General features: G+C 61.4%; 22 protein-coding genes and 1 tRNA gene. 18 read left to right on the top strand and 5 right to left on the bottom strand.

The window, feature by feature from the left end; genetic code table 11:
* Nucleotides 1-138: 138 nt before the first annotated feature.
* Complete coding sequence (locus VFG26_RS08525; protein WP_325024240.1) at nt 139-2,352, top strand: autotransporter outer membrane beta-barrel domain-containing protein; 2,214 nt, start codon at nt 139-141, stop codon at nt 2,350-2,352.
* Nucleotides 2,353-2,458: 106 nt separating this feature from the next.
* On the opposite strand, the gene VFG26_RS08520 is transcribed toward VFG26_RS08525, so the two are convergent.
* Nucleotides 2,459-3,427, bottom strand: coding sequence for a GlxA family transcriptional regulator (locus tag VFG26_RS08520; RefSeq protein WP_325024238.1), 969 nt, complete (start codon nt 3,425-3,427; stop codon nt 2,459-2,461).
* Nucleotides 3,428-3,614: 187 nt separating this feature from the next.
* On the opposite strand from VFG26_RS08520, the gene VFG26_RS08515 reads away from it, so the two are divergent.
* The 3 genes from VFG26_RS08515 (at nt 3,615) to VFG26_RS08505 (ending at nt 7,341) form a co-directional block, all read left to right on the top strand.
* On the top strand, nt 3,615-4,079 hold the full coding sequence (locus tag VFG26_RS08515) for a (2Fe-2S)-binding protein (protein ID WP_325024236.1): 465 nt from the start codon (nt 3,615-3,617) through the stop codon (nt 4,077-4,079).
* 8 nt (nt 4,080-4,087) lie between these two features.
* Nucleotides 4,088-6,247, top strand: a complete 2,160-nt coding sequence (locus tag VFG26_RS08510; protein ID WP_325024233.1) for a xanthine dehydrogenase family protein molybdopterin-binding subunit — start codon at nt 4,088-4,090, stop codon at nt 6,245-6,247.
* Between the two features lie 101 nt (nt 6,248-6,348).
* On the top strand, nt 6,349-7,341 hold the full coding sequence (locus VFG26_RS08505; RefSeq protein WP_325024231.1) for an XdhC family protein: 993 nt from the start codon (nt 6,349-6,351) through the stop codon (nt 7,339-7,341).
* A 130-nt stretch (nt 7,342-7,471) separates the two neighbouring features.
* On the opposite strand, the gene VFG26_RS08500 is transcribed toward VFG26_RS08505, so the two are convergent.
* Both VFG26_RS08500 and VFG26_RS08495 read right to left on the bottom strand, forming a co-directional pair.
* On the bottom strand, nt 7,472-8,179 hold the full coding sequence (locus VFG26_RS08500; protein WP_325024229.1) for an SDR family oxidoreductase: 708 nt from the start codon (nt 8,177-8,179) through the stop codon (nt 7,472-7,474).
* 125 nt (nt 8,180-8,304) lie between these two features.
* Complete coding sequence (locus VFG26_RS08495; RefSeq protein WP_325024227.1) at nt 8,305-8,508, bottom strand: hypothetical protein; 204 nt, start codon at nt 8,506-8,508, stop codon at nt 8,305-8,307.
* Between the two features lie 414 nt (nt 8,509-8,922).
* On the opposite strand from VFG26_RS08495, the gene VFG26_RS08490 reads away from it, so the two are divergent.
* Complete coding sequence (locus tag VFG26_RS08490; protein ID WP_325024225.1) at nt 8,923-9,498, top strand: TetR/AcrR family transcriptional regulator; 576 nt, start codon at nt 8,923-8,925, stop codon at nt 9,496-9,498.
* A 145-nt stretch (nt 9,499-9,643) separates the two neighbouring features.
* Here VFG26_RS08490 and VFG26_RS08485 read toward each other — a convergent pair.
* A tRNA-Gln gene (locus tag VFG26_RS08485) sits at nt 9,644-9,717 on the bottom strand.
* 553 nt (nt 9,718-10,270) lie between these two features.
* On the opposite strand from VFG26_RS08485, the gene VFG26_RS08480 reads away from it, so the two are divergent.
* The 6 genes from VFG26_RS08480 to VFG26_RS08455 all read left to right on the top strand — a co-directional run bounded on the left by VFG26_RS08480 (nt 10,271) and on the right by VFG26_RS08455 (nt 16,867).
* A complete protein-coding gene (locus tag VFG26_RS08480; RefSeq protein ID WP_325024223.1) occupies nt 10,271-11,596 on the top strand; it encodes a Ppx/GppA phosphatase family protein in 1,326 nt (441 codons plus the stop codon).
* A complete protein-coding gene (locus tag VFG26_RS08475) occupies nt 11,593-12,354 on the top strand; it encodes an RlmE family RNA methyltransferase (RefSeq protein WP_325024221.1) in 762 nt (253 codons plus the stop codon). The genes VFG26_RS08480 and VFG26_RS08475 overlap by 4 nt, the downstream gene beginning before the upstream one ends.
* 306 nt (nt 12,355-12,660) lie before the next feature.
* Nucleotides 12,661-14,175 (top strand): IMP dehydrogenase, encoded by a 1,515-nt coding sequence (gene guaB / locus VFG26_RS08470; protein ID WP_325024219.1) that lies wholly within the window; start codon nt 12,661-12,663, stop codon nt 14,173-14,175.
* 51 nt (nt 14,176-14,226) lie between these two features.
* Complete coding sequence (locus VFG26_RS08465) at nt 14,227-14,649, top strand: MAPEG family protein (RefSeq protein WP_325024217.1); 423 nt, start codon at nt 14,227-14,229, stop codon at nt 14,647-14,649.
* A gap of 13 nt (nt 14,650-14,662) precedes the next feature.
* A complete protein-coding gene (locus tag VFG26_RS08460) occupies nt 14,663-15,952 on the top strand; it encodes an RsmB/NOP family class I SAM-dependent RNA methyltransferase (RefSeq protein WP_325024215.1) in 1,290 nt (429 codons plus the stop codon).
* A 330-nt stretch (nt 15,953-16,282) separates the two neighbouring features.
* Entirely contained in the window at nt 16,283-16,867 is a 585-nt protein-coding gene (locus tag VFG26_RS08455; RefSeq protein ID WP_325024213.1) for an SET domain-containing protein, read from the top strand.
* Nucleotides 16,868-16,882: 15 nt separating this feature from the next.
* On the opposite strand, the gene VFG26_RS08450 is transcribed toward VFG26_RS08455, so the two are convergent.
* Entirely contained in the window at nt 16,883-17,278 is a 396-nt protein-coding gene (locus VFG26_RS08450) for an SET domain-containing protein (RefSeq protein WP_325024211.1), read from the bottom strand.
* A 159-nt stretch (nt 17,279-17,437) separates the two neighbouring features.
* Here VFG26_RS08450 and VFG26_RS08445 point away from each other — a divergent pair, with 159 nt between their 5' ends.
* The 7 genes from VFG26_RS08445 to VFG26_RS08415 all read left to right on the top strand — a co-directional run bounded on the left by VFG26_RS08445 (nt 17,438) and on the right by VFG26_RS08415 (nt 25,264).
* The gene (locus tag VFG26_RS08445) at nt 17,438-19,447 is read left to right on the top strand and encodes an acyltransferase family protein (protein ID WP_325024209.1); all 2,010 of its coding nucleotides are present in this window, start codon (nt 17,438-17,440) and stop codon (nt 19,445-19,447) included.
* Between the two features lie 102 nt (nt 19,448-19,549).
* Entirely contained in the window at nt 19,550-19,999 is a 450-nt protein-coding gene (locus VFG26_RS08440; protein WP_325024207.1) for a TspO/MBR family protein, read from the top strand.
* A gap of 133 nt (nt 20,000-20,132) precedes the next feature.
* Nucleotides 20,133-21,680, top strand: a complete 1,548-nt coding sequence (gene guaA / locus VFG26_RS08435) for a glutamine-hydrolyzing GMP synthase (RefSeq protein WP_325024205.1) — start codon at nt 20,133-20,135, stop codon at nt 21,678-21,680.
* 206 nt (nt 21,681-21,886) lie between these two features.
* A complete protein-coding gene (locus VFG26_RS08430) occupies nt 21,887-22,465 on the top strand; it encodes a TIGR00730 family Rossman fold protein (RefSeq protein ID WP_325024202.1) in 579 nt (192 codons plus the stop codon).
* Nucleotides 22,441-22,860, top strand: coding sequence for an NUDIX hydrolase (locus VFG26_RS08425; protein ID WP_325024200.1), 420 nt, complete (start codon nt 22,441-22,443; stop codon nt 22,858-22,860). The genes VFG26_RS08430 and VFG26_RS08425 overlap by 25 nt, the downstream gene beginning before the upstream one ends.
* A gap of 102 nt (nt 22,861-22,962) precedes the next feature.
* Entirely contained in the window at nt 22,963-23,112 is a 150-nt protein-coding gene (locus VFG26_RS08420) for a hypothetical protein (RefSeq protein ID WP_325024198.1), read from the top strand.
* Nucleotides 23,113-23,302: 190 nt separating this feature from the next.
* Nucleotides 23,303-25,264: an oleate hydratase gene (locus tag VFG26_RS08415; protein ID WP_325024195.1), complete on the top strand. Its 1,962-nt coding sequence runs from the start codon at nt 23,303-23,305 to the stop codon at nt 25,262-25,264.
* Nucleotides 25,265-25,285: the final 21 nt, after the last annotated feature.

The following is a 25,285-nucleotide window of genomic DNA, read 5'->3' as shown; positions in this document are numbered from 1 at the left end:
ATTCAAAACAATTCGGAGAGTGTCTTGACGCGCTTCTTCATGCGTCTGCCTGTGCTTGCCTTCGCTGCTGCAACAAGCCCAATGTTTTCGCTCATGCCTCAGGCGCAAGCCGCTGGGGGGGGCGCCTCCAGTTGCACGATGCATGGCACGCACCAAGAGTGTACCGGAGATGCGAGCGGCGAAGACCTCACCCAAGGCGACTCCACTGTCGTCAGCTCGATCCGCATTTATGACTTGTCGAATACATTCTACGCGGCTGAGGGATGCGCGGTCGACCTCTATGGCGCCGGGCCCCTTGGCATCAACGTCAATACGGGAGCATACGGCCTCGTATCCGCACAGTATGGATTGACCGCGACCGTCACGACCGGACCAGGCGGCGTGACCATCGACAATATCGGCTCGGTCACGTCGGGTTCGGAGCATGCGGCGATCTACGGTGAGACGCGCGGCGGCGGCGCCGTCAACATCACGACCGAGGGCGATCTTGGCGGCGGCTACTATGGAATTTGGTCGCGCACGTCGAACACGGATGGCGCGGCTGGCGTCGTTAATGTAACGACAAATGGTGGCGATATCGCCGGCTCCACACACGGCATCTATCTAAGAGCTGATGAGGCCCACGTTACGATCAACGCCGGCTCGGTTCACGGAGGCGATACGGGCATCTTTTTCGAGGCCTACAGCTCCGGATCGATTGAGATCATAAATTACGGCACGGTTTCGGGCGCCGATTATGCGATCGCAACGGACGACGGCGACGATAGCGTTGAAAACTTCGGCACGGTTCGCGGCAACGTAGATTTGGGCGGCGGTGCCGACGTCTTCGACAACCTTCAATCGGGCCTAGTCGAAACAGGAAGTACTTTCGTCGCCGCATCCTTCATAAACCGGGGCACCATTTCGCCCGGAGGTGACGGGACGGTTCAGACCACGGCGATCACAGGCAACCTTGAGCAGACGGGTACGGGAAGATATGCCGTCGACCTCGTCGAGACTGGCGGGTCGATCGACGCTGACCGCATCGACGTCAATGGAAATGCGACGCTGGCGGGCACCGTCGTCGTCACCTCTTCGGGCGACCTAGGCGCATCCGGCTCGATCGTGATCGCTTCGGTGGAGAACGGAGATCTGACAAACGAACTTGGCGAGGTCGTCTCCAACGGCCGTCATCGTTACACGCTCTCTGCAACCTATGGCGCCATCGACTACCTGCTTCTGAGCTGGATCCTGGGCCCGACCGTTACGGAAACGATCGCCGGAAGCGGTGGACCCGCGTCTCCAGGCCAGCTGCAGATGGCGCAGCATCTCGACCAAGTCGTAGACAACGGCACTGGGTCGATGGCGTTCGACGGGATGGTCAATGAGATTGCCGGCATGACGCCGGGGCAGGCGCGGCAAGCGTTAGACCGTCTCAGCCCCGAGCACTACGGACAGCGCTTGATGGACACGTCGCAATCGGTCCAAGCGTTCATGAGCGCCGTGATGAGCTGCCCAACATTGAAGCAACAACCGGGCTTCATCCAGGAAGGCCAATGCTACTGGGCAAAGGTTGGCGGGCGGCATTCCAGCTGGGATGCGACGAACCGCAACGCCGGCGGCGATGAAGAGGCATGGACGACGTCTGGTGGCGTCCAGGTAGCGCTGCATGACGAATGGCGCCTCGGGTTCGCCGGATCATACGAGCGCGCGAACGTTTCGACCAACAGCGGTGCCGCCACCGAGACCGATCGCGGCCACGGCGCCGTGATCCTCAAGAACCGGTGGAACACGGTGAGCTTCGCTGCGGCGGCTTTCGTGGGATACGGCTGGTCCGATACGCAGCGCCAGATTGGCGTCGCGGACATCGGCGCGGCTCGAAGCGAAAACGAGGCGTGGTTCGCGGGTTCGCAAGTGCGTCTCAGCCAGCTCTTCGAGCAGGCTGGAGGCTGGTACGTGAAGCCGATGATCGACCTCAATGCGACGCGCATCCAAACGATGGAGTTCCATGAGCACGGCGCAGGCGTTGCGAACCTTGCCGTCGAGGGCGATGGCACATGGGTGCTGAGCGCAAGTCCCGCACTCGAGGTCGGCGGCGAAATTGAGGTTCGTGGCCTGGTGCTGCGCCCGTTCGTGCGCGCTGGCGCGACGTTCTACGAGGATGCGGTGTACGAGACGACCGCGAGCTTCATCGCAGCTCCCGGCCAGGCGTTTACGATCGCAAGCGAGTTCGACAGACGCTACCTCGATGTCGCCGCGGGCGTCGACGTGCTGAGCCTGCAGGGCGTCGACCTGAAGCTCGCCTACGACGGACGGTTCTCGCAGCACTCCGACATGCATGCGGGCAGTATCAAAGCCGCATTGCCGTTCTAACACGTCCCTGCGCGGCCTGAGAGAGTTGGTACGACGGCTGACGCGAGAGCGAGGAGCGCGGCGGCACTTGACGTAGGGTGGGAGGCGGGAAAAGTCCACCCCGGCCTCAAATCGACGCTCGGCTCCGCCAGTCGATCTCCTCGTTGCGCGCATTGCGCCGTATTGTCTGGGGTGCTTGTCCGTAGGCACGCAAAAAAGCACGCCGCATCTGGTCCCGATCGCTGAATCCGGTTTGGCGGGCGACGACCTCGATCGGATGAACGCTTTGCTCCATGAGGGAACGAGCTGCTTCCACGCGTAGCTTCTCGATCGCTTTCGCCGGGGACTGTCCGGTTTCGGCGCGAAACGCCCGGCTAAACTGCCTCGTGCTCAAGTTCGCCGCCTCAGCCAGCTGGGGCACTGTCAGCGGTGTATGGAGATTTGCGCGGGCAAAGGCGAGCGCCGTCTGCATTCGATCGGACTGGGGTGAGAGTTCAAGCAATGTCGAAAACTGCGATTGCCCGCCACCACGCCGATGGTAGAGCACAAGCTTGCGAGCGACCGATTTCGCAAAGTCCGCCCCGAGATCATCCTCGACGAGGGCGAGCGCGAGATCGATGCCGGCGCTCATTCCCGCCGAAGTCCAGATCGGCCCATCGTTGATAAAGATCCGGTCCTCGTCGATCTTCGCTTTCGGCGCGCGCTTCTGCAGATCGCGCGCATAGAGCCAGTGCGTCGTCGCCCGGCGGCCATCCAGCAGGCCAGCTTCGGCCAGCACGAACGCGCCGGTGCATATCGCAGCGACGCGCCGATGCTTGCGGACTGCGCGGCGGACCATCTGAATCAAAGCGGGTCCGAGCGGCTCTACCGCATTCGTGCCGCCGCCGATGATGACTGTGTCGCCCGCTTTGTTGGCGAACCGTTCCGTTTCAACCCGCATGCCTAAAGATGTGCTGACCAGGCCGCCTGTTTCAGAAACCAGCCGGAATTCATAAGGCTCTGGCCTTTCCAACATGTTGGCTGTTTCGAAGACCGAGAACGCCGCCAGCGCGATGACCGAGCAGCCCGGATAGACAACGAAAGTGATGCGTCTCATGGGGCGGCCAGCATGTCCTAAATCTACGTTTATATGACATTTCGGTCGTGGGAGTGCAAGGCTATATACCATACCTGCGGAAGGATGATTGAATGCCCGGCATAAATATCATCCCCTGACGGCTGCATTTGAACAGTCAGCCTTGTCCTCTTTTTGCTTGCACGTGTGCTGACCACATGAGGCCCTCATGATCAAATTCAAAGTGAATGGAAAAGAAACGTCCGTTGACGTTCCGGATGACATGCCCGTGCTTTGGGTTCTTCGCGATGTCCTCGGGATGACCGGCACCAAGTTTGGGTGCGGCATTGGCCAATGCGGCGCTTGCACGATCCATGTCGACGGAGAAGCCCGCAGGGGCTGCCTTACGCCGGTCTCCGACGTCGCCGGTGTCGACATCACGACAATTGAAGGCATTGGCGCGACGCCGGCGGGCAAAGCCGTGCAAGATGCCTGGCTCAATCTCGAAGTTGTTCAATGCGGATACTGCCAATCCGGCCAGATCATGTCCGCGTCGGCTTTGCTCAAGGGCACGCCCGCGCCGAGCGACAGCGATATCGACGCCGCGATGACCGGCAACATTTGCCGTTGCGGCACCTACCTGCGCATCCGCGACGCCATCAAGGAAGCAGCCAAAGCCGTGGCAGAGAAATGAGGCCAGACATGCTTGCTCGTCATAACAGCCCCGAACTGTCGCGGCGCAACTTCCTTATAGCCGGTGCTGCCGCTGGTGGCGGCATGATGATCGGCTGGGCTCCCGCAGCAAACGCCCGCGTTGAGAAAGATCCGCCCGCCATGCCCGATGCCTACATCCGCATCGACGGGCGAGGACACGTGACGATCGTCTCGCCGATGATCGAGATGGGCCAGGGCACCTACACGTCGCTTCCCATGCTTGTTGCCGAAGAACTCGACGTCGACATGGCCAACGTCTCGGTCGCGATCGCCCCGCCCAGTGACAAGCTTTATGGAAATCCGCTTCTGGGCAATGCCCAGGTGACCGGCGGATCAACATCCATTCGTGGCTTTTATCTTCCCCTCCGCAAAACGGGCGCTGCTGCCAGAGCTATGTTGATTTCTGCGGCTGCCAAGACCTGGAACGTTGATCCGGGCACTCTGCGGACCGAACCGGGGTTCGTCGTCGATGACTCTGGCAAGCGCCGTCTTTCCTATGGCGAGCTGGCCGACCGCGCCGCGAAGATGCCTGTCCCGAACGACGTGCAACTGAAAGATGCCAGTAAGTTTCGCATCATCGGAACGCCGGCAAAGCGCCTCGACGTAAGCGGAAAAGTCAACGGCTCGGCTCACTACGGCATTGATGCCAAGGTGCCGAACATGAAGATCGCGACAGTCGCCGCATCTCCGGTATTCGGTGGAAAGCTCGTATCCTTCGATGAAGCGGCGGTGAAGAAGGTTCCCGGCGTTGTTCAAGTCGTGAAGCTCGACAATGCAATCGCTGTCGTCGGCGACCATTACTGGGCGGCGAAGAAGGGTATCGAGGCGGCGGCTCCGGTTTTCGATGACGGTCCCCATGCCAATGTCTCGACCGCTGACGTCGTATCGGCGCTGGCCAAAGCCGCGGAAAGAGAAGGTGCGGTCGCGAAGAACGAAGGAAATTTCGCGAGCGCATTCTCATCTGCCGCGAGCAAAGTCGAAGCCACTTACGAGGCGCCGTTCCTCGCGCACGCGACGATGGAGCCAATGAATTGTACGGTTTCCGTTACGAACGATGGCTGCGACATCTGGGTGGGTACGCAGATTCCCGTTTGGGCGCAACAGGCGGTGGCGAAGGCCCTCAACTTGGAGACCGGACAGGTACGTCTTCATAACCACCTGCTCGGTGGGGGCTTCGGCCGGCGTCTGGAGTCAGACGGAATTGTCCAAGCGGCGCTCATCGCCAAGCAGCTCGCCTTCCCGGTCAAAGTCGTGTGGAGCCGCGAGGAAGACATCCAGCACGATATGTACCGGCCGTATTACTATGACCGTTTCTCGGTTGGGCTCGATGCGCAGGGCATGCCCATCGCTTGGTCGCATCGCATTGTGGGATCGTCCATCATGGCGCGGTGGGCGCCGCCACTGTTCAAAAACGGAATCGATCCGGACGCCGTCGACGGCGCGGCTGACATGCCCTACGCGATCGAGAATTTCCGTGTCGAATACGTCCGCGAGGAGCCTCCGGGAATCCCAACCGCCTTCTGGCGGGGTGTTGGTCCGACACACAACGTATACGTGATCGAGAGCTTCATCGACGAGCTTGCCGGAGCCGCCAAGAAGGATCCGGTCGAGTACCGGCGAGCGCTTCTTCAGAAGAACCCGCGCGCCCTGCACGTTCTTGACCGCGCAGCCGAACTCTCAAACTGGGGCAAACCTCTCGGGCCCCGGCAAGGCCGCGGCGTATCGGTGCAGCAAGCCTTCGGCACCTATATGTGCCAAGTCGCCGAGGTGACCGTCGGCGAGGACGGCGAGGTGAAAGTCGACCGCGTTTTTGTCGTCGTCGATCCGGGCGTGGTCGTAAATCCGGATACTGTCGTCGCGCAAGTGCAGAGCGGCGTGATATTCGGCATCACGGCGGTGCTGTGGGGCGAAATCACGGTCGACAAAGGCCGCGTGCAGCAAACCAATTTCGATGATTATCGGATGCTGCGCATTGATGAAGCGCCCAAGATCGAGGTCGAAATTGTAAAGAGCAGCGCCGATCCCGGTGGGCTCGGGGAGCCCGGCACGTCTGGTCTTGCACCAGCCGTCCTCAACGCTATCCATGCAGCAACGGGCGTCCGTCTGCGCAAGACCCCAATCGACAGCAAACGGTTAAAGGCCGTGTGAAGGCCCGACAGGTAATCGCGGCGGCCGGGCATATCGTCGTGTTCCGGCGGCTTGGATAGTCGGCTCTCGAAACGGCGAGAACGCCTGCTGCGGAGATTCCTATGACCATAGTCTTCAAGCACTTCGACGCGGATACGGGCCTGCTCGGCGAAGACGATGTGCTGCCTCAACTCGCGCGATGGCAGCGCGAGGGACAACGCACCGCACTCGTAACTTTGGTCGGCGTGGACGGAGGTGCACCACGCCAGCCAGGCGCACAGATGGCAGTCGCCGAGGATGGTAGCTTCGTCGGCTATCTTTCCGGCGGTTGCCTCGAGGCTGCGGTTGCGCATGAAGCGCAAGCGGCGATCCGCGCTGGCGTGAACCGGAACGTTCGCTACGGCAAGGGCTCGCCTTACTTCGACATAAAACTTCCTTGCGGCAGCGGTCTCGATCTTTACTTTGATCAGCGCGTTGGCGCGGCACAGGTGCAAGAACTTCTGCGTCACCGCGCAGCGCGCCGGATGTGCACGTTGCGAACTTCCCTTGTCGACGGCACAAGCATCGTCATTCCCGCGGCTTCGCAGGGGCCGTTGCCGAGAAGCAGGCGCGAGAATGAGCACTTCGATCGGCACTATTCGCCACCGCTCCGCCTCCTGCTGCTCGGCAGCGGCCCGCTACTCAATGCGATCGCCGTGCTAGCGCAGGTGAGCGGGCTTGAGACCGCCGTCTGGTCGCCCGACGAGGAGACGCGGAATGAGTCGGGGGGGCGCGGAATATCGGCTTTCGACGGCGCCGCGGCACTGCAATCCTCCATCAAGGCGCTCGATTTTGCATCGGCGGCGGTGCTCGTCTTTCATGATCACGAGGCTGAACCCGAGATCCTGGCGCGGGCCCTCGAGACCGAGTGCTTCTATCTCGGGGTTCTCGGAAATCATGCTGTGCACAGACAGCGTCTCGAAACTCTGCAGCACAGAGGGCTAACGGCCAACGTCCGTGCACGGTTGCGCGCTCCTGTCGGATCGATCCCTGGTGCGAAAAGCAAAGCGACACTGGCGGCGGGAGTGCTTGCCGAGATCTTGGCCGAGGCCAAGGCCGCAAACCTCGTTTCGTGAGCTTTGCTGCGAGCCGGCTAGCGCCGCTTTGCTTCCGGACGCGCGGAGATAATCAAGGGGGCGGAGCCGATCGGCGCCGCCACCATTCTCAATCGTACTTCAGTCGCGCTGAGCCGAGGGGCCGCAGCGATCACCCTTCCGGATAAATGTATTCAGGCCGGGCGGCTGAGAGCGATGCCTTGAGCTTGACGCTTCCTTCATCTGCCAGCACCTCGGAACCGCCGGCCTCCAGTACGCGATAGGCCTTCCGGGCAACGTCGCTCGGATCCATCTTCGGAACGTCAAAGCCTGCTGTCAGGTCCGTATCGACAAAGCCAACATGCACACCGACCACGGCGGTGTTCTGCGCCTTGAGAGCGATACGCGCATTGTTCGTGAAGCTCCAAGCTGCAGCCTTCGAAGCTGCATAAGAGGTCAGTACAGGCGCCGCTCTCCAAGATACGTCCGACAGCACATTTATGATCGCTGATTCCGGTTTACCTGCCAAAATAGGCGCGAATGCCTGCGTGACGCGGATGATTCCATAAAGGTTGACCTCCATCATGTCCCTGGCCACCGCCTCGACACGCTCATCGAGTGCATCAGATACCAGGGCCCCGATGCCGGCGTTGTTGACGACAATTGACACGTCTCCGCACTGGGCGGCCGCACGGCGGACGCTCTCGGCATTGGTTACGTCGATGGGAACCGGAACGATGCCTGGGACGGAAAAGCCCTGTGTCTTGCGCATCCCTGCATAGACCTTCGCCGCTCCCATCGACACTGCTTCTTTTGCGAACGCGAGCCCGATACCTCGATTGGCTCCGGTCACGAAAACAGTTGCGCCGCGAATTTTCATCTATCTCACTCCATTGTTTGGCGTCTGACTGCGGAAACGACGTTGGCTGACGGCCATCCGTGGAAAGCGAAGAGTTCTCGCAGAGTTCTTGAAGATCCCTGAGAGAACTCTGTCGCAAACCTCAGCTATCGAGCCTTCTTGAGATGCTTTTGCGCGCCAACGTGCGATGCCGATGCCGATGACGTGCTTGCAACCGTCTGCGCCGGTCCATTCGGCTGCAGGAAAGCACCCGCCCCTAGGGCTTTATCCGTTTCGGTCTGAGCGTTGGCATCCAGAGTGCCGAGCGAAAGAGCGGCTGCCGTGATTGCGGCAAATGCAAGTGTCTTCATGAGAATTCTCCATGGGGGAGTGCTGTTGACGACCCTAGCGGCGGAGCCGATGAGGTTAGATGATGGTGATCATCCGCTATTTAGATTATGAGCGACATCTAAATATCAAGAGCTGTGCTGAGCTGATGCGTTTTTGTCGCGGAATGTACGATCGCCCGAGCCGGCCTAGGTGGATTGGTCGAGTGCCCCGGGGCAGCGCTCGCGACTGAGAGCGCGCGACTTGCTTTTTCCAAGCGCGGATCTTTTAGCCGTTTGATTGGCATCCCATTTAGATGTCTGATATAAGCTAAATTTGCTCCGGTTCTCACTGCGAGCCCACACGGAGAGCGCCGCAGGAGTAGCTCTTCAGCGGATCTATCGCGTAACATTTGGGGTGATGCGCGCTCCCGCTGCTGCAAACAAGGGAGGTTAGGAATGCGCAAATCTAAATCGGAGTCTGCCGAGACCCGCAAACGCATCGTATCCGCGGCCTCCGCGGAGTTTCGGCGCAACGGTGTGGATGGAACTGGCTTGGCAGACCTGATGAGCGCCGCTGGATTGACCCACGGCGGCTTTTACAAGCACTTTGAATCCAAGGATCAGGTCGTCGAAGAAGCGCTCGCTGCAGCATCAGAATCCATGGCCGAAGAGCTGAAGGCAGCGCTTTCGCGTGCGCCCGGATCTCGCGGCCTTAATGCAGCGTTAGCCGAGTATCTCTCGCCTGAGCATCGCGACGCTCCTGCCGACGGTTGCCCCCTCGCTGCGATGGCAAGTGAGTTGGCGCGCAGCAGCAACGAGGTTCGCGAAAGAGCCACCGCGGGATTTTTGGATATGGTCGACGCCCTTGCGGCGCGTATGGAGGGCCTGTCCCCGGCAGCGGCAAAGAAAAAGGCCATGTTCATGGTCTGCGCTATGATCGGGGCCATGACCGTCGCGCGCGTCGTCAACGACCCGGAGCTCTCAGCTTCGATCCTCCGCCAGACCTATAAAAACCTGACGAAGGCCGCGTGAATCCGCTGATGCGATAGTTCAAGGCGAGCTGCGATGCTCACGCAGCTACGCCGATTTTACGCGTGATGTGGGAGCAAGAGGCTAGCCGCGCGCGTCGATTAGTCGGACGGGCCGAAGTCTCAAGAACTTCGAGAAGGGCGAGCTGTGGCTGGGGGACTAGGATTCGAACCTAGACAGGCAGAGTCAGAGTCTGCAGTCCTACCATTAGACGATCCCCCAAAGCCGGGATCGAGCGGCACGTTGGCCGCCGGAGCGCGGGTCATAGCAGCAGCGTTCGAGGTCTGCAAGCATGGCGAACGCGGTCTTCCTGACGCGGATCACACTTTTTTCGAGCGAGGGGTACCCGCGAGCTATGAGACGTGGCGACAAGGGCATTTTGGTCTGCTTGGAAACTCACGCGCGATCACCGGCGCATCACCATCCCGAGGCGACCTGAAGGAGCCTGCGTCCGCCCCGCCGCGCAATCGAATGGCGAACGGAGGCGCGCGAATCGCCTCGCAGCAAAGTCGGGCGCAAAACATCTCGATTGGTCGCGCAGATCGCCGCAAAGACAGCGGCTCACTTATCGCCCTTACTTCCTCCGCAGCGCTAAATTCCGGCAACTCCAACCAAAACGCGCCTTGCTAGCGCGTCGTTAAGCAAGGGCCCGCCGGAGCTTTACGGCAGAGTGTGACCTGCTACACTCAAAGCAAGAGAGGTCCAGATCAAACGGCCTGAGGGGCGCGACTGCTTTGCGGCAAGTTGGCGCTATACCAGGTCCTGGAGAACGGCGTTGAACCCTGAACAAGCAGATCCTGACCGGTCCGACGGCTCAGGTTCCTCAGACAACTCTGAAGGTAGCTTCGGTGTTGTCTCGAGGCAGCAGGAACTGCCGCTGCCTGTAAACCGCTCTGGGAATGGGAGCGAACGCCGTTTTCGCCAAAGGAGCCTCTCCAATCCCGGCATTCTGGCAAACCGGTTCGCCTCGCCGTCTTCGAAACTCGAAAGCCCTGCTGACTGGCAGCGGCAGAGTTTTGACGACCGCGATTTTTCCGACCGGCCGGGCGAACAGATTTATGGCGCTCTCGACCTCGGAACCAATAACTGCCGGCTGCTTCTTGCGCGCCCATCACGCCGTGGCTTTCGCGTCGTCGACGCGTTCTCTCGGATCATCCGCCTCGGAGAAGGCGTCAGCCAGACGGGCCGCCTCTCTGACCTTGCAATGAACCGCACGCTCGATGCGCTGCGGGTCTGCGCCGGCAAATTGCAACGTCATCAGGTCTCGCGAACGAGGCTCGTCGCAACGCAGGCCTGCCGCGTCGCCGCGAACGGATCCAACTTCGTCGACAAGGTGAAAAACATCTTCGATCTCGATATCGAGATCCTGACGCCCGAAATCGAGGCGCATCTGGCCGTTGCTGGCTGCGCGACGCTCATCGATGCCGCCGCCGATTACGTTCTGGTGTTCGACATCGGCGGTGGATCTTCCGAGATCGTCTGGCTTGATATGACCCGGCTCGGCTCGAGGCGGGACGTGTTGACCGGCCGCGCCGACGTCAATGAGGCTATCGTCGCCTGGGAGTCGCTCCCCGTCGGTGTGGTGACGCTCGCCGAGCAATACGGCGGCCGTGACGTCACGCCGGCAGCGTTCGCTGCCATGTCGAAAGCGGTCACGCAGCTGCTTTTGCCCTTTGAAGCCAAGCACCGCTTTCGCGAGCGGACGGCCGGGAAGCCTGTACACTTCTTGGGAACCTCGGGCACGGTTACCACGATCGCCGGAGTGATGCTCGATCTCGAACGCTATGATCGCAAGCGCGTTGATGGAATTTGGTTGAACGTTTGCGATATAGACGATGTAACCTCCAGGCTCCTGGGACAGAGCTATGAGGAGCGCATCCTGGAGCCCTGCATTGGCCGGGAGCGAGCCGATCTCGTGCTCGCCGGCTGCGCGATTCTTGATGCAATCCTGAAAATGTGGCCCGCGGACCGGCTTCGCGTGGCCGACCGAGGACTAAGAGAAGGCATATTGATGCGACTGATGATGGAAGACGGCGTCTGGCGTGCTGGTCGCCGCCGGCGTGGACGGTCGAAGCGTTCAAATGGCGCTGGGCAATCGTGACAAGCAAAGGCAGCAATAAGGGCGGAAGCGGCGGCATTCGCAGCAGCTTGAGCGGCGGACAACGCCAGCTGCGCACGAACGTGAAGACGGCGCGCAAGCGGTCTGCGTCTTCAGCACGCTGGCTCGATCGCCAATTGAACGACCCCTATGTGGCGGCATCGAAGCAGCAGGGACTGCGCTCGCGCGCGGCATTCAAACTGCGCGAGATCGATGCGCGCTATCATTTTTTGAAGCCCGGTCAGCGCATCATTGATCTCGGTGCGGCGCCGGGCGGCTGGTCGCAGGAAGCCGCCGAGCGCGTCAAGGCAGCCGAGGGCAAGGGGCAGGTCGTCGCCATCGACTATCTGAATTTTGAGCCGATCAAGGGTGTCGAAATCATCCAGATGGATTTCACCGATCCTGACGCCGAAGACCTGCTGAAGTCGAGGCTGCGGGGCGGCAAGGCTGATATTGTCCTCTCCGATATGGCCGCGCCGACGGTTGGACACGCCAAAACCGATCATATTCGGATCATGGGGCTAGCAGAGGCCGCAGCAGCCTTCGCGGCGGATGTGCTGGAGCCGGGCGGCGTCTTCCTGTGCAAGGTCTTCCAGGGCGGCACGGAACGCGATCTGCTCGATGCCTTGAAACGCGATTTCAAGGTCGTGCGCCACGTGAAGCCGCCAGCCAGCCGCTCGGACAGCTCCGAACTCTACGTGCTGGCAACGGGCTTTCGCGGAAAGAAGGAAGCAGAGGCAACCGGAGAGGACGAGGACTGAGGCGGGGGGCACCGCGTCCTGTTCGCCTCGATCCGGGCCGAGCTTCGGCGCCGCCGTCAGCGGCCGGATCCGAAAGCCAAATCTCATGGAGGCTTGTGCCCCCTGACGCCGGTTTGCCAGCTATCTGCGACACGCTCATGACGTCGGCCCGACTTTCCGGACCCGCGCGAATGGTTACCGCGATCCCCATTTGACGCGGCTGAAGCGCTTCCAAGCGCGGTACCTTGGTGATATAGACCGCGCGACAATGTTCCGCCCCAGGGGGCAAGAACGTGTCGCCCCCCACAATATATTGGAGAAGTCCGCATGACTTCGAGCCTATCCGCGCTCGATTCGGGGGTCGCGCTTACCTTCGACGACGTTCTACTCGTTCCGGGTCCGTCCGACGTGATGCCCGGACAGGCGGACGTCTCGACCCAGCTGACGAAGGCCGTTCGCCTCAGCATTCCTCTATTATCATCCGCGATGGATACCGTCACCGAGGCGCGGCTCGCGATCGCCATGGCCCAGGAGGGCGGCATCGGCGTCATCCACCGCAACCTCACGATCGACGAGCAGGCGCGGCAGGTCGGATTGGTCAAGCGCTACGAGAGCGGCATCGTTCTTGATCCGGTAACGATCGCCCCGCAGAAGACGCTCCGCCAGGCCCTGAAGCTGATGGCCGACAAAGGCGTGACGGGTGTTCCCGTCGTCGAAAGCGCCGCCGACGCGCCGGATGGCAGCGCAGGCAAGGGCAAGCTCGTCGGCATTCTGACGAACCGCGACGTGCGCTTCGCGACAAGGCTGGACCAGCCCGTCTCCGAGTTGATGACCCAGCAGAACCTAGTGACGGTCAAGCGCAACGTCTCGCAGGAAGAAGCCAAGCGCCTTCTTCATCAGAACCGTATCGAAAAGCTGATCGTCATCGATGATGCCGGCAACTGCATCGGCCTCATCACGGTCAAGGATATTGAGAAGGCAGCGAAGCACCCGAACGCCTCGAAGGATGCCCAGGGGCGCCTCCGCGTCGCCGCCGCGACGACGGTCGGCGAAGATGGCTATGAGCGGACCGAACGCCTGATCGCCGCCGGTTGCGACGTGATCGTCGTCGACACCGCGCACGGCCACTCCGCCAAGGTCATCGACGCGGTCGCTCGCATTAAGCGCCAGTCGAACAGTGTCCAGGTGATTGCCGGAAACGTTGCAACGGCTGATGCAACCAAAGCCTTGATCGAAGCGGGCGCCGATGCAGTCAAGGTCGGCATCGGGCCGGGCTCGATCTGCACCACGCGCATCGTCGCCGGCGTTGGCGTTCCCCAGCTGACGGCTGTGATGGAATGCGCGAAGGAAGCTGCGCGCGCTGGCGTGCCGATCATCGCCGACGGCGGCATTCGCTTCTCCGGCGACATCGCCAAGGCCGTCGCAGCCGGCGCATCCTGTGTGATGATCGGATCGCTTCTGGCTGGCACCGACGAGGCGCCCGGCGAGACCTATCTCTATCAGGGCCGCACGTATAAGTCCTACCGCGGCATGGGCTCCGTCGGGGCCATGGCACGCGGCTCGGCAGACCGCTACTTCCAGGCCGAAGTTCGCGACACGCTGAAGCTCGTGCCGGAAGGCATCGAGGGCCAGGTACCCTACAAGGGGCCGATGGAAGCCGTCGTCCACCAGCTCGTCGGCGGCTTGCGCGCCGGCATGGGGTATCTGGGAGCGAAAACCATTCCCGAAATGCAAAAGCGCGCCAAGTTCGTCCGCATCTCGCCCGCAGGCATTCGAGAAAGCCATGCCCACGGTGTCATGATCACGCGCGAAAGTCCGAACTATCCGGGCGTTGGCGGTTGAGCTAATGAAGATGAGTCATGGAGTGAAAGAAACCGGCCAGAGGGGACACCAATGACGTTCACGGATTTCCTGTTACCGGTTTTCGTCCAGGTCCTGCTCATCTTCCTGCTCTTAGGCTTCATGGGCCGCGAGCGCCTCGGCAGTTTGTCGAGCGGCGAAGTCAAAGCCGATGACGTCCTGCTCTCCGACGCGAGTTACACGACCCGCGCCCGCCAGTTCGGCAATTGCTTCCGCAATCAGTTCGAACTGCCGATGCTCTTCTTCGTGCTGATAGCATTTCTTCTCATCACCCGGTTGGGTGATATTTTGATGTTGGCGCTGGCCTGGGCGTTCGTGCTCACGCGATACGCGCACGCCTACATCCACACCACCAGCAACGACCTCAACTGGCGCTTCAGAGCCTATGCCGTCGGGGTCGTTGTCCTCGCCGCGATGTGGGTGCTCTTCGCCATCAAGGTCTTAACAGGCGTTTGAGATTGCACGACAAATGAAAGCCGGAGCCCGCATCGCTGCGGCGATCGAGGTATTGGAATCCATCCTCAATCGTTATCAGCCCGTTTCTATCGCTTTGACCGACTGGGGTAAGGCGCACCGTTTCGCAGGATCCGGAGACCGGAACGCCATCGGCGGCCTGGTCTACGACGCGCTTCGCCGCCGGGCGTCCATTGCTTGGGCGCTGGGCGCGGACACGCCGCCTGCGTTGGCCATCGGTGCCGCACCCTCCGCGCTAGGCATGACGCCGGAAGCCGTCATCGCCGCCTGCGATGGCGCCGATCATTCGCCCGAGCCTTTGACGGAGGCGGAACAGCAGGGCCTCACACGTCCTCTGGACGGCGCGCCGGATTACGTCCAGGCCGACATTCCCGAATGGCTCTGGCCATCCTTCTCCGCCCAGTTCGGTGACCGCGCTATCGCCGAAGGCCAGGCGATGGCACGCCGCGCGCCGGCCGACCTCCGGGTCAACACGCTGAAGTCCACGCGCGAGAAAGTCCTGAAAGCGCTCGTAAGTTTCGGCGCCGAGCCGTGCCCCATTTCCCCGGTCGGTGTGCGCGTCCCGCCGCCCGTTGGCGCGCAGCGCACGCCGAACCTTCAAGCCGAGGCGGCCTTCCAGGCAGGCTGGTTCGAAATTCAGGACGAGGGCTCGCAGATCGCAGCGCTGCTGTCGGGTGCAGGACCGCGCAAGCAGGTGCTCGATCTCTGCGCCGGCGCCGGCGGCAAGACCATGGCGCTCGCCGCCCTGATGCAGAATACCGGCCAGCTCTACGCCTACGACGCCGACCGCAACCAGCTGAAGCCCATCTTCGAACGCGTGAAGCGCGCAGGCGTGCGGAACCTCCAGGTGCTGCGCGCCGGAGACGAAGCCTCCGTCGACGCCCTTGGACCCCGCTTCGACATCGTCCTGGCCGATGCCCCCTGCACGGGAACGGGAACCTGGCGCCGCCGCCCCGACGCCAAGTGGAAAGTGAAGCCCGAAGCGCTGACAGCCCGCATGGCCGAGCAGCAATCGGTTCTGAAACGCGCCGCGGCGCTGGTGAAGCCCGGCGGCCGGCTCGTCTACGCCACCTGCTCGCTGCTGCCGGAAGAGAACACCGGACAGATCGCACGCTTCCTGGCAGACAACGAGGGCTTCGCTGCGGTTCCCACGGCTGAAGTGTGGGACGCAAGCTGGGGCGATGTTCCCGCGTCGGCGGATGGGCGCGCCGATTCGCTTTTGCTGACACCGGGCCGCCATGGCACCGACGGCTTTTTCATCGCCGTTCTAGCCCGTAAGGCCTAAGCTGGGTCTCTCTGGCAGGAGCGCTGCTGCCAGATTTCTGTGGATTGATCAGTAGAGGACGCTTCTGCGTCCCTCTGCGTCCGCCGGCGGCAAAATCGTCCGTATCCGTACTCTTCCCGGAACAATTCCTCTTGCTCGCGCACTGTAGTGCCAGAGGTGAGCGCACGATCATCACTGAAATGCCTACTTTTCGCCGTTGACATCGCGCGCGACGAAACTATCTGATGCGACGTTTGCTGACGGCTAGCAGCAAGCCGAGGGACAGGTGTCATGGGTCGCTTTCTGCGGTCACGCCGTGCCCACGCTCGTGAGGCCAATTGAGGTCAATGAATGAGCGGCAGGCCCCACTCTTTCCTCACTCCCAAATGCGAAGTCCATTTAACTCCAGATCGCGGCGGCCACACCGTCGTCGCGCGCGAAGCCATCGCCAAAGGTGAGCTGATCGTCGTCTGGAGCGGAACGCTGATCTCCGGCGAAGAGCTGAACGAGATGCCTCAGACCGTGCGCAGATACTCCCTGCAGGTCGAGGAAAATCAGTATCTCGTCTCGCTATCCGACTGCGAGCCGCCGGACTACGTGAACCATAGCTGCGATCCGAATTCCGGCCTTTCCGGCCAGATCACGCTCGTCGCCATGCGCGATATCCAGCCGGGCGAGGAAATCACATACGACTACGCGATGAGCGACGGCTCGCCTTACGACGAATTCGTCTGCTCTTGCGGCTCATCTCTCTGCCGCGGGCACGTTTCGGGAGAAGACTGGCGGCGGTCCGATCTTTGGCGCCGCTACGCCGGCTACTTCTCGCCCTACCTGCAACGCCGCATCATGGCCGCCGAAGCGCTGCGCACGCTCGCCGTCAAGCGCCGGCGCTCGGCCAGAAAGGCGGCGCACCCGGTTGTGATCCCGGGCGAGTAAGGCGACGCGGCCCGGCTATCCGATGCCGAGTTTGCGCCCCACGTGCGCATCGAATGTGCGGTAATCGCAGGTCATTTCCTCGCCGGCCCGAATGTCACGAATGGCGATGTCATAGCCTTCGATGGCGCCCGGCTCGTGGATGCCCGCCGTGTTCGGTTCATCCGCGTGGTTCATGAAGCGGGCGTTATCCGCGCAAAGCACGAAAAGCCCGCTCGCTGCATCGAGATAGGCGTGGTCGAGAATATTAGAGCGCGCAGGCTCTGGCAGGCTGTCGATGTCGGCCTGCGTCAGCAGCCGGTCGAACTCGGGCATGAAGCGCCACGTCTCCGTGCCCATCGGAATGTCTTCGTCCGCAAAAAGGCCGATCCCTGCGATCGCGCTGAGACCAACCCGCGTTTTGACCATCAACATCGGCGACCCTCTTATGCGCATACCCGTCGTTAGATAGGAGATAGATCACGCGCCGTCTCCCCATCTTGTTCGCGGCCATCAGTTGACTGCCTAACGCCCGCTCGCTCTTATCCCGCGAGAAGCTGCGGAGGCTTCCATCGGATCGGAGGGGCCGGGGGAATGGTCTATCTGCCGTTTATCGACGGGTTGCGAGGCCTCGCGATCATTGCCGTCGTGGGCTATCACGCTTTCCCAGGCGTGATGTCCGGGGGCTTTGCTGGCGTCGATGTTTTCTTTGTCATCTCGGGATTTCTCATCACATCGCTCGTGACGAGCGAGATTTCGGACGGGCGCTTTTCGCTCTATCGCTTTCTGGTTCGCCGCACCCGGCGGCTGCTGCCCGCCGCATTCGTCTGCGTTGCCGTCGTGACGGTGCTCGCAACCATCATCCTTCTGCCCGATGCCCTCTGGTATTACGGCCGCAGCCTTCTGTCCTTTGCGGGTCTCTACGCAAATTTCTTCTTCTACTACTCAGGCGGCTATTTCTCCGCGCCTGATCTAGAGAAGCCGCTTCTGCATACGTGGTCGCTCGCGGCGGAAGACCAGTTCTATCTGACGTGGCCGCTCTTCCTGATGCTGGCGGCACCGCTCCTTTCCAAGCGCGCGCTTGTCGGAGTGGTGCTCTCGGGCGTCGCCACTTCGCTCTGGTTTGCGGAAGCCGAAGTCGCTGTCGATCGGGCGTTCGCCTTTTTCATGTTGTCGACGCGTGCCTGGGAACTGCTCGGCGGCGCGGCGCTCGCGCTTATCAGTACGCAACTGAAATTTAGCAGGGCAGGGAGCGAAGCCCTGAGCATCGCCGGCGTGATTGCCGTCATCGGAAGTTTCTTTTTGCTGAGCCCGGTGTCGCGTTTTCCGGGCCTCTCTGCGGTGCCCGCCTGCCTCGGCATAGCTGCCATTATCGCCGCGTGCCTGTCCCACAATGTCCTCCTGCGGCAGCTGCTGAGTTGCCGGCCCTTGGTCTTCGCGGGGCTCGTGTCTTATTCCCTCTATCTCTGGCACTGGCCGCTTCTCGCTCTCGCCAGCTACCGCCTCGAACGGCCGCTGCACGCATCGGAGGCCGCTCATATCGTTGTGGTCAGCGTGATTGCCGCGGTGATTTCGTGGCGATGGATCGAACGGCCTTTCCGCACGTCGCGCCCAGCCGACGGCGCGAGAGACCCGTTCGACCTGAAGTTTGTTGCGACGGCGTTATCGTGTCTTTTGATCATGGCGGTGGCGGGAGGCGCCATCAAAGCCATGAGGGGCTGGCCCGAGCGGTTCGGACCCGAGGCCCGCCGCGTCCTAAACCAACTCGTTGCAGGCAACCCGCACCGGAAGGCCTGCGATATGCTCGAGAACGTGTTCGCCAACGACGGCATCTGCAATTTCGGCAAGCGCCGGCCAGCCGGAGCCTCATACGAGATCGCGCTTTTCGGTGACTCCATGGGCGATCACTGGGCGCCACTCGTCGCCAAATACGCCGAGGACCATCATCTCTCCGGCAGGCAGGTGACGAACGGCGGTTGTGCGCTGCTGTTTGGCGTGGCTCTGCCAGCCGAAGATGAAGACAAGACGCAAGAGTGCGCCGCCTATCAGCGTGAAGCGATGAAGTTCATTGAACGCAATCCCGGCCTGAAAATCGCGGTCATCTCCAACTACTGGGAAAAGTGGCTTTTCCGCGTGAACGCAGCCGCTGCAGCAAAAGGCAAGGGCGCAGATCAATCCAGCCGCCCCGCCGCGCTCGACTTCGAGCAGGCGCTCAAGGAGACGGTGCGAACGTTCACCGGCCATGGCATCAAAGTCGTAATGATCGGGCAAATCCCGTCTTATGGGGGCTTGCCAGTGCGCTGCATAATCTCGGCCGTCGAAAGCCATCGCGACGTCTCGAACTGCGGCATGTCGAAGATGGAGGCTGTGGACAGTCTGAAACGCTCGAACGACGCCCTGACACGTGTCGCAGCGCGCAATCCTAGGGTCAGCCTATCCTTGCCCGTCGAGTTCATGTGCGGAGAAGAGCGCTGCTCGCCAATCATGGATGGCGTCCTGCTCTACAAAAACGGCGGACACGTCAACCAATATGGCTCTCAGCTTCTGGGGCGGTTCGTAAAATTCCCCTCAATCGGCGAAGAGCCTTCGCTGCCCCCGTCGTGATTTGGAAACCAGTTGGCGCATCGGAATTGCGATTATTCGCGTTTTAGTGCCTGATGATTCCAACCGGCCCGGTTGAAGGCCGGAAGAAATGGGAGCGGAGCCTTGCGCAACATCGGATCACTTGCCGTTTTCGCCGTCCTGGTCTTCATCGCGGCATCCTCAGGCGCAACCTTCATGCCGGGTGAATGGTATGCCTCGCTGCAAAAGCCGTCTTGGACGCCGCCCGATTGGGTCTTCCCGGTCGTCTGGACCATCCTTTACATCATGATAGCCATTGCCGGCTGGCTGGTGTGGAAAGCCGCCGGCTTCACGCACGCGATCGTCGTCTGGGGCATAGCGCTGATCCTCAACGCGCTATGGTCCTATGTCATGTTTGGACGCCACGAGATCGGGCTGGCCCTTGTCGAACTCATCGCGCTCTGGATCGCCATCCTTCTGTTCATCATCATGGCTTGGCGGATCGATAGGCGTGCGAGCTACCTTTTCCTGCCCTACCTTGCCTGGGTCAGTTTCGCCGGAGAGCTGAATTTCGTGCTCTGGCAGCTGAATTGACGTCTGTTTGGGCTCCGAGCCGGCCATTCCGCCGCCCGGGGTGCACTGTCGCACGGCCAAGGCCCCCGGCAGGCGTTGCGGCAGCCGCCGTCTTCGCGTAGGGGAGGCCTTTGAACAGAGGCTCGACCCGACTTTGACCGACGCCGTTCTCATCATCGATTTTGGAAGCCAGGTGACGCAGCTCATCGCGCGACGCGTGCGCGAAGCGGGCGTCTATTCGGAAATCCACCCGTTCCAGAACGCCGCTGAAGCGTTCGCCAAGCTGAAGCCCAAGGCTGTGATCCTGTCGGGCGGACCCGCGTCCGTCACTGAGGAAAATTCCCCGCGCGCGCCAGAGGCCGTCTTCTCATCCGGCGTTCCGGTCTTCGGCATCTGCTACGGCCAGCAGACGATGGCTGCACAACTCGGCGGCAACGTCGAAAGCGGCCACGACCGCGAATTCGGCCGCGCCTTCCTTTCAATCGGAACCGAGAGCCCGCTCTTCGAAGGCGTGTGGGCGCCGGGCGAACGTCACCAAGTCTGGATGAGCCACGGCGATCGCGTCACGCGCCTGCCCGAGGGCTTCAAGGTCATCGCGACGAGCGAGAACGCGCCCTTCGCCGCCGTCGCCGATGAGAACCGCCACTTCTACGCCGTGCAGTTCCACCCCGAGGTGGTCCACACGCCGGACGGCGCCAAGCTCATCTCGAATTTCGTGCACAAGATTGCGGGCCTGAAGTCCGACTGGACGATGGCCGCCTACCGCCGCGAGATGATCGCCAAGATCCAGCGTCAGGTCGGCAAGGGTCGCGTCATCTGTGGTCTGTCGGGCGGCGTCGATAGCGCCGTCGCCGCCGTCCTCATCCACGAGGCGATCGGCGATCAGCTGACCTGCGTCTTCGTCGATCACGGCCTGATGCGCCAGGGCGAGGCCGAAGAGGTCGTGGGCCTTTTCCGCGATCACTACAACATTCCGCTCGTCCACGTGGACGCGTCCGAGCAGTTCCTGGGTGCTCTCGAAGGCGTCTCCGATCCCGAGACCAAGCGCAAGACGATCGGCAAGCACTTCATCGAAGTCTTCGAGGCGGAAGCCAAGAAGATCGGCGGCGCCGAGTTCCTGGCGCAGGGCACGCTCTATCCCGACGTCATCGAAAGCGTCTCGTTCACGGGCGGCCCGTCCGTCACGATCAAGTCGCACCACAACGTCGGCGGCTTGCCCGAGCGCATGAACATGAAGCTTGTTGAGCCGCTGCGCGAGCTCTTCAAGGACGAAGTCCGCGCGCTGGGCCGCGAGCTCGGACTGCCCGACGCCTTCGTCGGTCGCCACCCGTTCCCAGGACCCGGCCTCGCGATCCGCATCCCCGGCGAGATCACGCGCGAGAAGCTCGAGATCCTGCGCAAAGCCGATGCCGTCTATCTCGACGAGATCCGCCGCGCCGGTCTCTACGACGCGATTTGGCAGGCCTTCGCCGTGCTTCTGCCCGTGCGCACCGTGGGCGTCATGGGCGACGGCAGAACCTACGATCACGTGCTCGGACTTCGTGCCGTCACCTCCGTCGACGGCATGACGGCGGACTTCTACCACTTCGACATGGCCTTCCTCGGCCGCGTCGCGACCCGGATCATCAACGAAGTCCGCGGCGTCAACCGCGTCGTCTACGACGTGACCTCCAAGCCCCCCGGCACGATTGAGTGGGAGTGATCTGGCGTCCGGTACGGCCCGCAGAAATCAGCAGACCAAATCCTGAACCGGATTCCAAAGAACGACCATCTTCGGGACTGGTCGTAGTTCCTCGGCGGGCTCACTATGCCCATCAAAGGAAAATATCTATCGATTAACAATCGAGTGGTTTGCGAATTTGCGACCCACCGCACCGCATTTCCATGCGCAGACGATGGGATAAAACTTTGAGATATTGCGTATTTTCTGGTTCCAGCTTCGGCCGGCTACCCATTTGTGCTGAGGCAGCAGAGCAACTTGGTCATGCTCTCGCCGATTCCGGCATTGGCCTTGTTTACGGCGGCGCTTCAGTCGGTTTGATGGGAGAAATCGCGAATGCCGTCCAATCCCGTGGTGGCGAAGTGATCGGCGTCATTCCGCGCTCGCTTGTCGAAAAGGAGGTTGCCCATACCGGCCTTTCCGACCTCCGCATCGTCGACACGATGCATCAGCGCAAAGCCTTAATGGCCGAACTGTCTGACGCTTTCATTGCCCTGCCCGGAGGCCTCGGCACATTGGAGGAACTGTTTGAGGTCTGGACTTGGGCGCAACTCGGCCACCACCACAAGCCTTGCGCGCTCCTCAACACCAATGGCTTTTATACAGGTCTATCGTCTTTTCTCGACCATATCGTTACGGAGGCGTTCGTAAAGCCGGTTCATCGGAGCATGCTGATCGTTGAACAGGAGGTGCGCCCCTTATTGACCGCCCTGCAAGACTATAATGCACCCGAAGCAACGAAATGGATTTCGGCGAGAACGGCATGACAGTGAACGCGCCTCGATTAGGCTGTGGCGCAGCAATCTTGAAAGATGACGCGATTCTGCTCGTTCAACGTCTGCGCGAACCGGAGAGCGGTTGCTGGGGCTTGCCAGGCGGTAAGATCGACTGGCTGGAGCCGGTGGAAAATGCCGTGGTGCGTGAGGTACAAGAGGAACTCGGTATCACGCTTTCACACCTCAAGCTGTTGTGTGTTGTCGATCAGATCGACCAATTCAAAGGCGAACATTGGGTAGCGCCGGTTTATGTCACATCGCACTTCGATGGTGCGCCGGAACTGATCGAACCCGACAAGCACGCTGCATTCGGCTGGTTCGCCTTACACGATCTACCAAAGCAATTGACCGTCGCGACCTACAAGGCCGTTGAAGCCTTGTCCTGACTGCCGGCCCTATCGTCGAAGCGCTTTGCAAGCGATCGCGGATTGCCATTGGGAAACCCGCCACAGAGGTTGAGCGTAGAGTGGCCGCGCAAAGCCGCTGTGATGCAGGCAATACCCCGTAAACCGCGCTATGGCGCGCGCGACCGGGCACCCGGCAAGCGCGATTGGGTCTGGATGAGCCACGTCAACAGCGTCGTCTACGACGTGATCTCCAAACCACCCCGGCACCATCGAGTGGGAGTGATCGGCTAACGCAGATAGTCCGCGCGGGGCCTCAGCTGCTCAGGCGGCTTGAGGCGGCGTGAGCACGATCGCGGTGAGCCATCCCCAGCCGTGCTCTCGCTCTGTAGAGGGAACCATCCAGCCGCTTCGCTGTTACGCCGAAATGGCCGCAGCGCGCGTGCCAAATACTTGAGCCCCATTGCTTTCGTGGAGAAGCAAGATGGCTGACCGGCAAACTCCGCATTTCACTGTCGAGAACGACGCCACCGCCGGCTATTGGCACAACAGTCCTGAAAATACGATGCCCCCGCCCGACATGATGGGCGCCTATATGCGCAACCGGCCGGTGCCAGGCAATCAGGTCGAGGGACGGAAGGCGTGGATCATCGGCAGCGGTATCGCCGGCTTGGCGGCCGCCTTTTACATGATCCGCGACGGCGGCATGAAGGGCGAGGACATCACCATCCTCGACGCGCTCGACATCGCGGGCGGTTCACTCGACGGCGCGGGCAATCCCGAGGACGGTTACATCATCCGCGGCGGCCGCGAGATGAACTTCAACTATGATAACCTCTGGGACATGTTTCAGGATGTCCAGGCGCTCGAGCTGCCTGAAGGCTTCAGCGTTCTCGACGAGTACCGCTTGGTCAACGACAACGACTCCAACTGGTCGAAGGCGCGGCTCATGCACAAGCAGGGGGAGATCCGCGACTTCTCGACGTTCGGTCTGTCGAAGTCCCACCAATGGGAGCTGATCCGCCTGATGCTGAAGCGCAAGGAGGATCTCGACGACGTCACCATCGAGCAATATTTCAGTCCGAGCTTCCTCAACACCAATTTCTGGTTCTTGTGGCGATCGATGTTCGCCTTCGAGAACTGGCAGAGCCTCCTGGAAATGAAGCTCTACATGCATCGCTTCGTCGATTCGATCGACGGACTGACCGACATGTCTGCGCTCGTCTTCCCGAAGTACAATCAGTACGACAGCTTCGTCCGCCCTCTGGTCAATCACCTCAAGAAGCACGGGGTGAAGGTTCGCTTCGCCACCCGCGCCTACGATCTCGACATGCGGGAGGACGGCCGCAACCGCACCGTCACCGGAATCCGCGCAAAGGTGAAGGGCAAGGATGAGGTCATCCCGGTCGCGGACAAGGACGTCGCATTCGCTCTGACTGGCTCCATGACCGAAGGCACTGCCTACGGCCACATGGATCACGCGCCCGTGCTGGAGCGCGGCCGCCACGACCCGGGCGACGAGAGCGACTGGGCGCTGTGGAAGAACCTGGCGAAGAAGTCGCCGGTGTTCGGTAAGCCGGAGAAATTCTACGGCGATATCGACAAATCGATATGGGAATCGGTGACGATCACGTGCAAGCCGTCGCCGCTGGTCGAACGGCTGAAGGAGCTGTCGGTCAACGATCCCTATTCCGGCAAAACGGTGACGGGCGGCATCATCACCTTCACCGATTCGAGCTGGGTGCTGAGCGTAACCTGCAACCGCCAGCCCCACTTTCCGGGCCAGCCGAAGGACGTGCTGGTGCTGTGGGCCTACGCGCTGCTCATGGACAAGAACGGCGACCGGGTCAAAAAGCCGATGCCGGCCTGCACCGGGCGCGAGGTGCTCGAGGAGCTTTGCTACCATCTCGGCATCGTCGACAAGATCGACGAGGTTACGGCGAACACCAAGGTGCGTCTGGCGCTGATGCCCTACATCACCGCGATGTTCATGCCGCGCGCCGCCGGCGACCGGCCGCACGTGGTGCCGCAAGGCTGCACCAATCTCGGTCTGATGGGACAGTTCGTCGAGACCTCGAACGACATCATCTTCACGATGGACTCTTCGATTCGCACCGCGCGCGTCGGGGTCTACACGCTGCTCGGATTGCGCAAGCAGGTGCCCGATATCAGTCCGGTGCAATACGACATCCGCAATCTTCTCCGGGCGGCCCGGACGCTCAACAATGACGAGCCGTTCCCGGGCGAACGGTTGCTTCATCGTCTTCTCGGCAAGTCCTATTACAACCATATCCTCCCACCACTGCCTGATCGGGAAAAATCCCACCGGGAAGCGGCAGAAGCAGAGCTCTCGCATCTGATTGGAAAGGGTGGAGAGGCTCTGGGCGCGTTGGGCAGCTGGCTGCAAAAGGTGCGAGACGACGTCAAGTCGCGTCGCGCGGAGTAGTGAGATCCTGCATCCGGGCCA

This window comes from Hyphomicrobium sp. (genome assembly GCF_035687085.1).
Taxonomy (GTDB): Bacteria; Pseudomonadota; Alphaproteobacteria; order Rhizobiales; family Hyphomicrobiaceae; genus Hyphomicrobium_B.
The sequence above is the reverse complement of the archived record's forward strand: the minus strand, read 5'-3'. Positions and strand labels throughout refer to the sequence as shown.

Coding starts and splice junctions, on each gene's coding strand:
- VFG26_RS08520 (WP_325024238.1), bottom strand. CDS start 3,427: ATGAGACGCATCACTTTCGTTGTCTATCCGGGCTGCTCGGTCATCGCG.
- VFG26_RS08460 (WP_325024215.1), top strand. CDS start 14,663: ATGAAAGCCGGAGCCCGCATCGCTGCGGCGATCGAGGTATTGGAATCC.
- VFG26_RS08420 (WP_325024198.1), top strand. CDS start 22,963: ATGCAGGCAATACCCCGTAAACCGCGCTATGGCGCGCGCGACCGGGCA.
- VFG26_RS08450 (WP_325024211.1), bottom strand. CDS start 17,278: ATGTTGATGGTCAAAACGCGGGTTGGTCTCAGCGCGATCGCAGGGATC.
- VFG26_RS08515 (WP_325024236.1), top strand. CDS start 3,615: ATGATCAAATTCAAAGTGAATGGAAAAGAAACGTCCGTTGACGTTCCG.
- guaB (WP_325024219.1), top strand. CDS start 12,661: ATGACTTCGAGCCTATCCGCGCTCGATTCGGGGGTCGCGCTTACCTTC.
- VFG26_RS08445 (WP_325024209.1), top strand. CDS start 17,438: ATGGTCTATCTGCCGTTTATCGACGGGTTGCGAGGCCTCGCGATCATT.
- VFG26_RS08510 (WP_325024233.1), top strand. CDS start 4,088: ATGCTTGCTCGTCATAACAGCCCCGAACTGTCGCGGCGCAACTTCCTT.
- VFG26_RS08500 (WP_325024229.1), bottom strand. CDS start 8,179: ATGAAAATTCGCGGCGCAACTGTTTTCGTGACCGGAGCCAATCGAGGT.
- VFG26_RS08495 (WP_325024227.1), bottom strand. CDS start 8,508: ATGAAGACACTTGCATTTGCCGCAATCACGGCAGCCGCTCTTTCGCTC.
- VFG26_RS08415 (WP_325024195.1), top strand. CDS start 23,303: ATGGCTGACCGGCAAACTCCGCATTTCACTGTCGAGAACGACGCCACC.
- VFG26_RS08490 (WP_325024225.1), top strand. CDS start 8,923: ATGCGCAAATCTAAATCGGAGTCTGCCGAGACCCGCAAACGCATCGTA.
- VFG26_RS08455 (WP_325024213.1), top strand. CDS start 16,283: ATGAGCGGCAGGCCCCACTCTTTCCTCACTCCCAAATGCGAAGTCCAT.
- VFG26_RS08505 (WP_325024231.1), top strand. CDS start 6,349: ATGACCATAGTCTTCAAGCACTTCGACGCGGATACGGGCCTGCTCGGC.
- VFG26_RS08525 (WP_325024240.1), top strand. CDS start 139: ATGCATGGCACGCACCAAGAGTGTACCGGAGATGCGAGCGGCGAAGAC.
- VFG26_RS08425 (WP_325024200.1), top strand. CDS start 22,441: ATGGATTTCGGCGAGAACGGCATGACAGTGAACGCGCCTCGATTAGGC.
- VFG26_RS08465 (WP_325024217.1), top strand. CDS start 14,227: ATGACGTTCACGGATTTCCTGTTACCGGTTTTCGTCCAGGTCCTGCTC.